This window comes from Burkholderia stagnalis (genome assembly GCF_902830275.1).
GTDB lineage: Bacteria > Pseudomonadota > Gammaproteobacteria > Burkholderiales > Burkholderiaceae > Burkholderia > Burkholderia stagnalis.
Genome location: NZ_CADESW010000046.1, coordinates 1 through 11,855, shown reverse-complemented (window position 1 = coordinate 11,855; position 11,855 = coordinate 1). Strand labels below are relative to the sequence as shown.

The 11,855-nt window shown below is 60.3% G+C and carries 5 protein-coding genes and 4 pseudogenes; 2 read left to right on the top strand and 7 right to left on the bottom strand.

The window, feature by feature from the left end; all coding sequences use genetic code 11:
• Positions 1-127: 4Fe-4S dicluster domain-containing protein (locus tag HWY45_RS35955; RefSeq protein WP_131931286.1), on the top strand; the 127-nt coding region annotated here is incomplete at its 5' end.
• 115 nt (positions 128-242) lie between these two features.
• Here HWY45_RS35955 and HWY45_RS35950 read toward each other — a convergent pair.
• The 5 genes and pseudogenes from HWY45_RS35950 to HWY45_RS35935 form a co-directional block, all read right to left on the bottom strand.
• Positions 243-578 carry a hypothetical protein gene (locus tag HWY45_RS35950; protein ID WP_059885371.1) on the bottom strand — a complete coding sequence of 112 codons (336 nt, stop codon included), beginning with the start codon at positions 576-578 and terminating at the stop codon, positions 243-245.
• A 67-nt stretch (positions 579-645) separates the two neighbouring features.
• Positions 646-1,026, bottom strand: a pseudogene (locus HWY45_RS35945) (outer membrane protein assembly factor BamE); the annotation flags it as partial.
• Between the two features lie 95 nt (positions 1,027-1,121).
• Positions 1,122-8,006: pseudogene (locus tag HWY45_RS35940) on the bottom strand (YadA-like family protein); the annotation flags it as partial.
• A gap of 132 nt (positions 8,007-8,138) precedes the next feature.
• Positions 8,139-8,237 (bottom strand): annotated as a pseudogene (locus tag HWY45_RS37580) (ESPR domain-containing protein); the annotation flags it as partial.
• A 1,507-nt stretch (positions 8,238-9,744) separates the two neighbouring features.
• Positions 9,745-10,077: a hypothetical protein gene (locus HWY45_RS35935; protein ID WP_170304060.1), complete on the bottom strand. Its 333-nt coding sequence runs from the start codon at positions 10,075-10,077 to the stop codon at positions 9,745-9,747.
• 65 nt (positions 10,078-10,142) lie between these two features.
• On the opposite strand from HWY45_RS35935, the gene HWY45_RS35930 reads away from it, so the two are divergent.
• On the top strand, positions 10,143-10,460 hold the full coding sequence (locus HWY45_RS35930) for an H-NS family nucleoid-associated regulatory protein (RefSeq protein ID WP_081059872.1): 318 nt from the start codon (positions 10,143-10,145) through the stop codon (positions 10,458-10,460).
• 347 nt (positions 10,461-10,807) lie between these two features.
• On the opposite strand, the gene HWY45_RS35925 is transcribed toward HWY45_RS35930, so the two are convergent.
• On the bottom strand, positions 10,808-11,503 hold the full coding sequence (locus HWY45_RS35925; protein ID WP_059882079.1) for a response regulator transcription factor: 696 nt from the start codon (positions 11,501-11,503) through the stop codon (positions 10,808-10,810).
• A gap of 187 nt (positions 11,504-11,690) precedes the next feature.
• A pseudogene (locus HWY45_RS35920) lies at positions 11,691-11,855 on the bottom strand (gluconokinase); the annotation flags it as partial.

Genomic DNA, 11,855 nt, shown 5'->3' with positions numbered 1-11,855 from the left:
CGATCGCCTCGTGATCAACGCGCAGAACTGCGTGCACTGCAAGACCTGCGACATCAAGGACCCGACGCAGAACATCGTGTGGGTCACGCCGGAAGGCGGCGGCGGGCCGAATTACCCGAACATGTGATGTCGAGCTCAGTCGACGCCGGTTGCGGGGCATATCGTGGCGCCTTGGCCATCAGCTTATGCCTCACACACAAAATTTCGGATAGGCTCGGCGGCCAGACTGTAAACAGCCCCGTCTAGAATTGACACCCAGTATCGCTACTGTCCTTCTTACAGATCAACGCCCAGCATTTCAGGTCCTGTTCGTTCTTCAGCATGTCGCTGCTGACCTGGTCCTTGACGGCCTGAGAAAATCGAGCGTTTTTCAGTACTTCAGCACGATTCTGCTCCATGTATGCGGCGGCTCGCTCGTAGCCACCGTAGGTGCGTGCCTGATCCTTGAGCAGGATCGATTGCCGAACCGTGATGGCCTGGCCGTCATTGCTGATCACCCCTTTGATGCCCGTCAATTCGCAGGCCATTGCAGTCGAGGCAAGGCTGAACAAGATGTATGCGGTCAGAATGGTTTTCATTCGTAGGTTTCCTCACAATTTGACTTAGAGCCATTTACTCATCTTTGACACCGCGGTGTTCGGCGAGCAGCGTCACGCACGCAGGTTCCTTCCAGTAGGTCGCCTTGACGCGATAGTCATCGTCGTACTGGATCTGATACTGGCACGTAACGTAGCCCGGTTTGTTCGACGTATGGAAATTGAAGATGTAGTTCCATACGTGCACGCCAAACAGTCCCTCATCGAAATGTGGTTCGCGAATCAGCGCGTAAACCTGTTCCTTCGTCAGCCCGGGCTCGACCTGCCGCAAATTTTCGACGTTCGGAAACGTGCCCTCCTTCAACCATGCAGTACTGCGATCAGGAAACACGACCGCTCCGTTTTTGTCCGTTATCGGCGCCATGCCGCCGCATCCTGACAACAGGAGAATACACATCAGGGCGCCGGAAATATATCTACGTTTCATCATCGCATTGGATTCCAAACAATCTGATTGCAAGATCGCGGACGGCGTTTCCCATCGGCAAGGTAAACACCCTGGTCACCGAATCCGCCCCTCTTTCATCACCACTCGTATCCGACTTGCGCACGTACGCCCACATCGCCAGTCGACGTGCCGGCGACTCCACCGTTGATCAGCCACCGACCATTTTCTGAACGATGGGTGACGCTGACTGCGCCCGCCTTTCCGCTCTTGTAGCTCCCCACCCCAACCCCGACCACCGTACGCCCCGGCTGGGACGGCGTGAGATTCGGCATTGCCATCGCTGCCGCGACGCCCGCATACGCATTCTTGGCAACATCGCCGATCGCCCGGTTCATATCATTGACCCGTCGATCGGTGTAGTCGTTTGCCTGTTGAACACCTTGCGCGACCGATGTATTCAACTGATTGACGTTGACGGCATCGGTGCCCTGCGTACCCGGCGCGACGTTGATGATCTGGCGCTGTTGCGTGTCGTTGCCGACCGACACGACGTTCGAACGACCGCCGTCCGTTGAATTTGCGCCGATTGCCGCCGAGTTCGAGCCGGCGGTGACGGTCGGACGATCCGTGCCGGTGCCGTTCATGTCGGCCGCAACGCCGTTGTTGTTCGCCGTGCGCGTCGTGTTGTTATTGATGGTCGTCGACAGCTGGTTCAGCGTGTTGTTGATGGTGGTCACGCCGGTCGACAGCGATGCCACGGTGCTGTTCGTCGAGCTGAGGCCCGTCGACAGCGAGCCGATGCCGGTCGAGGTCGACGTCGACAGCGACGTGAGGTTGCTGTTGGTCGACGACAGGCCGGTCGACAGCGAGCTGATGCTGGTCGACGTCGACGTGGACAGCGAAGCGACGGTGCTGTTGGTCGAGCTCAGGCCGGTGGACAGCGAGCTGATCCCGGTCGACAGCGAGCCGATGCTCGTCGACGTTGCCGTCGACAGGCTGTTGACGGCCTGGTTCGTCGCGTTGAGCTGGCTGCCGTTGACCGCGTCCGTGCTGGTGGCCGAGATGCGGCCCGCGGCGACGTTGGTGATCTGGCGTTCCGCGCCCGGCGCGCCGACGCTCACGACGCTCGTCGGCGAGCTGCCCGCGAAGAGGTACGTGACACCGCCGATCGTCGTGCTCGACGTCGGGTTCGCGGCGGCCGTGACGGAGTTCGTGCCGAGCGCGATGTCGTTGATGTTGTTGGCGACCGCGTTCGAGCCGAAGGCGAGCGAGCCGGCGGCGGCGGCCGTGGAGGTGTTGCCGAGGGCGAGCGAGCCATTGCCGGTGGCGGAGTTGGCGTTGCCGATCGCCAGTGCGCCGTTGCCGGTCGCCGTGTTGTTCGCGCCGAGCGCGACCGCGCCGGTGCCGGTGGCTACGTTCGGATCGCCGATCGCGACCGCGCCGTCGCCGCTGGCGGTGTTGGCGACGCCGATGGAGACGGCCTTGCCGCCGGTGGCCGACGCGTTCTGGCCGATGGCGACTGCACCGTTCGACGAGGCGTTCGCACCGTCGCCGACCGCGACGCTGCTCGCGCCCGAGGCGCTTGCGTTCACGCCCGATGCGATGGCGTTGACGCCGGAAGCACCGTCGTTGTTGTAGTTGGCCTGCTGGGTGCCGTTGTCGTTGACGCTGTAGTAGTGCGTCTTGGCGGCCTGGATCGCGGTCGAGGTCGACGTCGACAGCGATGTGAGGTTGCTGTTGGTCGTGCTCAAGCCGGTCGACAGCGAGCCGATGCCGGTCGACGTGGAGGTCGACAGCGATGCGACCGTGCTGTTGGTCGTGCTCAGGCCGGTAGAGAGCGAGCCGATGCCGGTCGAGGTCGAGGTGGACAGCGAGGCGATCGAGCTGTCGGTCGAACTCAGGCCGGTCGACAGGGAGCTGATACCCGTCGAGGTCGAGGTGGACAGCGAGGTGATCGAGCTGGTGGCCGTCGAAATGCCGGTCGACGTGGAGGTCGACAGCGACGCGACGGAACTGTCGGTCGAGCTCAAGCCGGTCGACAGCGAATTGATGCCCGTCGAGGTCGACGTCGAGAGCGAGGCAACCGAGCTGTTGGTCGTGCTCAGGCCAGTGGACAACGAGCTGATGCCCGTTGAGGTCGACGTGGACAGTGACGCGATCGAGCTGGTCGCCGTCGAAATGCCCGTCGATGTAGAGGTCGACAGCGAAGCGACGGAGCTATCAGTCGAGCTGAGACCGGTCGACAGCGAGCTGATACCCGTCGAGGTCGACGTAGAGAGCGACGCGATCGAGCTGGTGGCCGTCGAGATACCCGTCGAAGTCGACGTGGACAACGACGCGATCGAGCTAGTGGCCGTCGAGATGCCCGTCGACGTGGACGTCGACAGCGACGCAACCGAGCTATCGGTCGAACTGAGGCCGGTGGACAGCGAGCTGATACCGGTCGAAGTCGAGGTGGACAGCGAAGCGACGGTGCTGTTGGTCGAGCTCAGACCCGTCGACAGAGAATTGACGCCGCTTTGTGCAGTGCTGATACCCGTCGACGTGGACGTCGAAAGTGACGCAACAGAGCTATCGGTCGAGCTGAGGCCGGTGGACAGAGAGCTGATGCCGGTCGAGGTCGACGTGGAGAGCGATGTGATCGAGCTGGTTGCCGTCGAGATACCCGTCGACGTGGAGGTGGACAGCGAGGTGATCGAGCTGTTGGCCGTCGAAATGCCCGTCGACGTGGACGTCGACAGCGACGCAACCGAGCTATCGGTCGAGCTCAGGCCTGTTGACAGGGAGCTGATACCGGTCGAAGTCGAGGTGGACAGCGAAGCGACGGAGCTGTTGGTCGAGCTCAGGCCCGTCGACAGGGAGTTGACGCCGCTTTGTGCAGTGCTGATGCCCGTCGATGTGGACGTCGAAAGCGACGCGACGGAGCTATCGGTCGAGCTGAGGCCGGTGGACAGCGAGCTGATACCCGTCGAGGTCGACGTCGAGAGCGAAGTGATCGAGCTGGTGGCTGTCGAGATACCGGTCGACGTGGAGGTCGACAGCGAAGCAACCGAGCTATCGGTCGAGCTCAAACCGGTCGACAGCGAGCTGATGCCCGTCGAGGTCGAGGTGGACAGCGAGGTGATCGAGCTGGTGGCCGTCGAAATGCCCGTCGACGTGGAAGTCGACAGGGAGGCGACGGAGCTATCGGTCGAGCTCAACCCAGTCGACAGCGAGCTGATGCCGGTCGACGTCGATGTGGAGAGCGAGACAACGGAGCTGTTGGTCGAACTCAGGCCGGTCGACAGCGAGCTGATGCCCGTCGAGGTCGACGTGGACAGCGACGCGATCGAGCTGTTGGCTGACGAAACGCCCGTCGACGTGGACGTCGACAGCGAAGTCACGCTGCTATCCGTTGTCGAGAGTCCGGTCGACAGCGACGCAATCGCGCTGTCGGACGTCGACAGTGTCGAGGACAACGATGCGACGGTACTGTTCGTGCTCGACAGGCCGGTGGACAGCGAGCCGATGCCGGTCGAAGTCGACGTGGACAGCGACGTGATGCTCGAATCGGTCGTGCTCGCGACTGCATAGAGTTGGCTGCCGTTGATCGCGTCCGTGCTGGACGACGTGATCCGGCCGGCCGCCACGTTGGTGATCTGACGCTCCGCCCCTGCGTTGCCGACGCTCACGACGCTCGACGGCGTGGCGCCAGCGAAGTTGCCGTACGTCGTCGAGCCGATGGTCGCGCTGCTGGTCGGGTTCGCGGCCGCGGTGACGGAGCCGCCGCCGAGCGCGATGTCGCCGGCGTTGTTCGCGATGGCGTTCGGGCCGATCGCGACGGAGTCGGTGCCAAGGGCCTGACTGTCCGGCGCAGTCGAATTCGCGTGGAAGTACTTGATGCCCTGGCTGTTGATGTTGTCGATGGCCGCGCCGACGCTGTTGGCCGTGGACGTTGTACCGTTGGCGTTGTACGTGGTGTACGACGGCGCGGAGATCGTGCCGGTTGCCGGGTTGTACGTTGCGCCGCCACCAAGCGCAGCGGCAGTGCTGTTGCCGAGGTTGTTGGTGTTGGTCGTCACCGAGCTCAGGCCGGTGGACAGCGAGCTGATGCCGGTCGAGGTCGACGTGGACAGCGATGCGATCGAGCTGGTGGCCGTCGAGATACCCGTCGACGCCGATGTGGACAGCGACGTGACACCACTTTGCGCGGTGCTGATGCCCGTCGACGTGGACGTCGACAGCGACGCGACCGAACTGTTGGTCGAGCTCAGGCCGGTGGACAGCGACGTGACGCCACTTTGCGCCGTGCTGATGCCCGTCGAGGTCGACGTCGACAGCGAGTTGATACCAGTTGAAGTCGACGTCGAGAGCGACGCGACCGAGCTATTGGTCGAGCTCAGGCCGGTGGACAGCGACGTGACGCCACTTTGCGCGGTGCTGATGCCCGTCGAGGTGGACGTCGACAGCGATGCAACGCTGCTGTTGGTCGAGCTCAGGCCGGTGGACAGCGACGTGACGCCGCTTTGCGCGGTGCTGATACCCGTCGACGTGGACGTCGACAGCGACGCGACCGAGCTATTGGTCGAGCTCAGACCGGTGGACAACGACGTGACGCCGCTTTGCGCGGTGCTGATGCCCGTCGACGTGGACGTCGACAGCGATGCAACACTGCTGTTGGTCGTGCTCAGACCGGTGGACAACGACGTGACGCCACTTTGCGCGGTACTGATGCCGGTCGACGTCGACGTCGACAGCGACGCGACCGAGCTATTGGTCGTGCTCAGGCCGGTGGACAACGACGTGACGCCGCTTTGCGCGGTACTGATGCCGGTCGACGTCGACGTCGACAGCGAGGCGACCGAGCTATTGGTCGAGCTCAGGCCAGTGGACAACGACGTGACACCACTTTGCGCGGTGCTGATGCCCGTCGAGGTCGACGTCGACAGTGATGCAACGCTGCTGTTGGCCGAGCTCAGGCCGGTGGACAGCGACGTGACACCGCTTTGCGCCGTGCTGATGCCCGTCGACGTCGAGGTCGATAGCGATGCAACGGAACTGTTGGTCGTGCTCAACCCCGTCGACAGCGACGTGACGCCGCTTTGCGCGGTACTGATGCCGGTCGAGGTCGACGTGGAGAGCGACGTGATACTCGAACCGGTCGTGCTTGCGACGGCATAGAGCTGGCTGCCGTTGATTGCATCGGTGCTGGTCGACGTAATCCGGCCTGCCGCGACGTTCGTGACCTGGCGCTCTGCCCCAACTGCACCGACGCTGACGACGCTTGACGGCGTAGCGCCGGCGAAGGTGCCATACGTGGTCGAGCCGATGGTTGCGCTGCTGGTCGGGTTCGCGGCGGCGGTGACGGAACCGGAACCGAGGGCGACGTCGCCGGCGTTGTTCGCAACCGCGTTCGGGCCGATCGCGACGGAGTTGGTGCCGAGGGCCTGGCTGTCCGGCGCGGCGGAATTCGCGTGGAAGTACTTGATACCCTGACTGTTGATGTTGTTGATCGCCGAGCCGACATTGTTCGCGGTGGTCGTCGTGCCGTTCGCGTTGTACGTGGTGTACGACGGGGCCGAGATGGTGCCGGTTGCCGGATTGTACGTTGCGCCGCCGCCGAGGGCCGCGGCAGTGCTGTTGCCGAGGTTGTTGGTGGTGGCCGTCACCGTGCTCAGGCCGGTGGACAGCGAGCTGATGCCGGTCGACGTGGACGTCGACAGCGAGGCGACCGAGCTGTTGGTCGAGCTCAAGCCCGTGGACAGCGAATTGACCCCGCTCTGCGCGGTGCTGACGCCCGTCGACGCCGACGTCGACAGCGACGCGACCGAGCTATTGGTCGAGCTCAGGCCGGTGGACAGCGACGTGACGCCACTTTGCGCCGTGCTGATGCCCGTCGAGGTCGACGTCGACAGCGACGTGACCGAGCTATTGGTCGTGCTCAGGCCGGTCGACAGCGACGTGACACCACTTTGCGCGGTGCTGATGCCCGTCGACGTGGACGTCGACAGCGAGGCAACCGAGCTGTTGGTCGAGCTCAGGCCGGTCGACAGCGACGTGACACCGCTTTGCGCGGTACTGATACCGGTCGACGCGGACGTCGACAGCGACGTGATCGAGCTTTTGGCGGATGAGATCCCCGTCGACGCTGAGGTCGACAACGAAGTGATCGAGCTATTGGCAGACGAAATGCCGGTCGACGCAGAAGTCGACAGCGACGTGACCGAACTGTTGGTCGAGCTGAGACCGGTCGACAGCGAGCTGATGCCGGTCGAAGTCGACGTGGACAGGCTCGAGATGCTCGACGTCGTCGTGCTGGCGACGGCGTACAACTGGCTGCCGTTGATGGCGTCGGTACTGGATGCGCTGACGAGGCCGGCCGCGACATTCTGGATACGACGCTCGGCGCCCGGCGCGCCGACGCTGACCACGCCCGCCGCGCCGCTTGCGCCCGCATACGTGCCGAACGTCTGGCTGCCGATGGTCGTGCTGCTGACCGTGCCGGTGCCGCCCGTTGCCGCAGCCGCGGTGCCTGCCGTGATGGCACCCGGTCCGAGCGCGACCGAGCCCGCCACGTTCACGGTGGCTCCTTTGCCGATCGCGACCCCTGATGTGGCGGTCGACGTGACGGACGCCAGAGTGCCGAGTGCAATGCTGTTCGTAGCAGCCGCCGTGGCGCCTGAAGCGACGTCGCCGCCAATGGCGACGGCATCCACGGCCGATGCGGTTGAACTGTCACCTATTGCAACCGCTCGGTTAGCGGTCGCGACTGCCCAAGGGGACAATGCGACAGAGTTGTAGCCCGTTGAAGTCGCATTGGTACCTAATGCAATTGCGCCGGTGCCGGTCGCAGTTGTAAAAGTGCCCAATGCCATGCCATCCAGTTGCGTTGCAGTTGCGGATTCGCCAAGAGCTATCGAATTGTTTCCACTCGCCGTTGACAAATCGCCGATCGCGACCGCCGGGAACGAGTTGCCGTTAGCATAGGTCGACCTACCGATTGCAATATCGTTGGAACTTACAGCATTCCCCCCTCCTGCCGAATACTGCGCAAACGCCGGAAGAGAAAAAGCCATCACGCCTGCGACGCATAACCCGATCGCGATGCTGATCGCGGACAACTTGCCCCGCGGCTTACCGCCTTGCAAGGCATTATCGGCGTCACGCGCTGTGCACGACGACGCGCTGCCTTTGCCCCGTGCGCTATCGATCTCCGACGCTGCAACCCAGGTCCCGAGCGCCTCGTTCCAAATTGTCTTATAAATACGATTCATTGCTCGCTCTCCCCGGGCTTTTCACGCCACCAGAACTTCATCCAAGACCACGAAGAGAGCCGATCAACTGTCCTACTGAAATCAACAAACCCTTCGATGCGAGCAGGAGTCTATTTTTTTAAAAACTTCATAATGCCAAATCTTGCAAAAAGATCTTTAATAATTGTTAATTTTAGAATTCATCTAACTAATTCAAAATAATCTTCCCATGTTTAATGCACTCAAGCCCAAAGCACCCCGATTTTACCCTTACGTAGTTTCACCAATTAAATAACAAATACCTTGCCCCCAGCATCTCTAATGGTTTACCTTGTTTATTCATACAGTTTAATTTTTCGATTATTTCCCAAATAGATTCAATGACGCCCCCGAAGCGCATTGAACCGACCGCATCAATTGCCAATCGCCCCGCGAAGTAAAAGTGGGACAGGTTCCGTCGTAGTAAGCCGCCGGTGAAATGGTCCGACGCCGAACTCCATATCCGTGAGCAGCAGTCGTGAAGGCGAACGTCGAGAAGGTCTTGAAGATGATGCTGACCTGCGTACGTTGATGCGTGGCCCGTCCGCAGGCATAGCTATCTCGAGGAAACGATGGCCGAGCACCGCGTCTCGGTGGACCACTCGACTGGGCATCCCTGGGCCCTGAAGTTACTGCCGGTGCTGAACCAGATCAGCCGCCAGCATAAGCGGCCAGTAAATAGAAACTGGCGCATGGACGAAACCTGCAATCTGGTGCGCGGCCGGGGGTAGTACGTGTACCGAGCGCTCGACAAGACCAGAGACGCCATTGACATCCTGCAGCGTGCGAAGCGCGACACGGTTACAGCACAGTGAATTTTCGGTCGGGCCATCGAGCGACACGGCCAACCCGACACGGTCACCATCGACGGTAGTCCGTCCAACCAGCCTGCACTTCACAATCACGACGCCAAGCGGGAAACTCCCATCGCCGTGCGGCACGTCAAATACCTGACCAACATCGTCGAACAGGACTACCGGCGGCAGGATTGCACCACAACACGCTTACTGCGACACGACCAAGAACCGCATACTCATAAATGTCGTGACGATCTGGTTTCGTATCGCGCGAATCCCCGGCAACGTCCACTTGTCCTACAAATACACCAACAAATCATACAAATTCATATTTGTTAAACATGTTTAAATTTCCAGAAATATCGCAAAACCAAGAGCATTGCCTTATTGCATCAATAAATTGACGCCGCTTCAATTCCGCAAAATCAACTCACATCCACCTCGCCGCACATCTGTTTTTTATAGAAAATCGTCAGATCAATCAGCCATCGACAGGGTTTGCATGCAAACAGGTCGTGGCAATTTCATAGCCGGGTATCAAAATGAATCCAACCTTCGCTGAATGCAGTCGATCAAGAAGAGCGGGTTCGAAATCTCTTCACAAGGTTTCGGTGGGCAAGGAGGCAGCCATTTCATCATCGGCTTTCACCAATTTCTTGGCGTACTCGCCGGCGTTGCTTTCGGGCATTTCGTCAGCCAAAAAGCTCAATCGCCCTGCTGGCCACATCGACATTGGCCAGCATCAGCTCGCTGCCGAACCGCCTGTCAACGACCATCAACAACACGACGCGGGCAGCAATCAACGACGGCTTCGCGGTCGACATGAACGACATGACCCCGGACAGCCGACCGTCACCGTCAGTTCGAACTCGACGGACGGTGGGCGATCGCACGTCGTTGGCGTCGTTGGCGTCGTTGGCGTCGTTGGCGTCGTTGGCGTCGTTGGCGTCGTTGGCGTCGTTGGCGTCGTTGGCGTCGTTGGCGTCGTTGGCGTCGTTGGCGTCGGTGCGCCGGGATCGGGGCAACAGATCACAAGCGCCGCAGTTTGGGCGTGGTGGGCAAAAGCCAAAATTGAATCGGATTGCGCCTTATGAATATGGAGACGATTGTCGAGCTGCTGGATGGTTATGTTGAGTTCTTCATGAAATCAGAACAACTCAAGCGTGAAATCGATCTCGCAATAGAGCGAGAAAAATTGCGCGTTGCCGAGCTGGTAGTCAACCATATGGCCGCGATCGCGGAAAACGCCCATAGAAAATTCACGGAATCGGGTCAAAAAAAATCAAGTCCTCCGAAATACTGGAATCCACGGACGGGCGAGACTTGGACCGGAAAAGGTCGGAAGCCGAAGTGGCTTGAAGGTCAGGATCTTCATGATTTCCTGCTGCCTGCTTCGCCGGAGGAATGACATCCGTGCGAATTCGCTGGATGAAGCGGTCACTGCACCAGGCTAGTAGAGAGGCGGTAACCGTTCTCTCAGGCCGCAGGCCGAGCTTCGCGCGCGGCACCGAGATGTGCGTGCCTATCGTGCGCGATGGAAGGTCAGAATATCGAGCGTTCTTCAGTACGTCTGCACGATTCTGCTCTATGTATGCGGCGCCTCGCTCGTCGCCACCGTAGGTGCGCGCCTGATTCTTGAGCAGGATCGATCGCCGAACCGTGACGGCCTGGCCGTCATTGCTGATCGCCCCTTTGATGCCCGTCAATTCGCAAGTCATCGCAGTCGAGGCCATTCCTCGACTTCGGAGGCATAAGTCACTCCTGCATCAATTGTTCGAGGCGATAGCCGTAACTGTGTATCGGCGTGACACGGTAGCCATTTTCGGGACGCAACCCAAGTTTCGTGCGCAATTGCGATATGTGCGTGTCGAGCGTTCTTGAAGGAAGGTCCGTCACTCTTTTCCATACCAAGTCGACAAGGTAGGTGCGCGACAGCGGCCTATTGATGTTCTGGAACAGCAGCAAGGCAAGCTCGAACTCCTTCTGGGTAAGACCGATCGGTTTATCGTTTGCATACGCCTGTCTCTCCGTAACGTCGAATCGGAACTGACCGAAGTCGAGGACCGGTCTTGAGATACGGGTCCGATATGAGCGCCGCAGAAGCGCCTCAACACGGGCGCGCAGGAGGCTGCCCGACACCGGTTTGGCGATATAGTCATCGGCGCCAGAATCCAATATATGTGCGATGCCGGCGTCGTCACCGCGGATAGACAGGAAGAGGATGGGGAGACTCTTTCCGCCTTCATGAGTACGTACCCACGTCATTAGATCGGCGCCGGACAGCCCGGGCACGTACCAGTCGAGCACCAACATGTCGAAAGTCTCGCGCTGCAGGCGTCGTTTCAAATCGACACCTTCCCTGAACACATAGCACGTATGACCCGATGTCTTCAGCGCATGACTAACGAAGAACGATTCGTGCGGGTCGTCTTCCAGAATAGCGATTCTCATGACAATTCCGATAGGATGCCAAACGCTCTAAACAAAACCTTCAAATTCCAGTGCTTTTTTTCGTGCGACTGGATCTGGTTATCTGCGAGACTGATTCTGAATATCGACGAATTAAAGACTTCCGTCGCACGATATGGATCGGAGTGGCCAAGTCACGCCTTCTTCGAATAATCAAAACGGCGTGTCGTTACGCTGCCAGGCCATTTATAACCTGGTCAATGATCTGCTCCGGCGTCAGCTCGATGCTGACCTCGATCGCTTCGTCCGGGCCCGGCTCCTCGAGCGTGTCGAGCTGGCTCTGCAGCAGCGACGGATCGAAGAAATGGCCGGTGCGGCTCTTCAGGCGCTCGTG

Bases quoted from the DNA above. Each gene is read 5' to 3' on its own strand.
- HWY45_RS35930 (WP_081059872.1), top strand. From the start codon at position 10,143: ATGAATATGGAGACGATTGTCGAGCTGCTGGATGGTTATGTTGAGTTC.
- HWY45_RS35950 (WP_059885371.1), bottom strand. From the start codon at position 578: ATGAAAACCATTCTGACCGCATACATCTTGTTCAGCCTTGCCTCGACT.
- HWY45_RS35925 (WP_059882079.1), bottom strand. From the start codon at position 11,503: ATGAGAATCGCTATTCTGGAAGACGACCCGCACGAATCGTTCTTCGTT.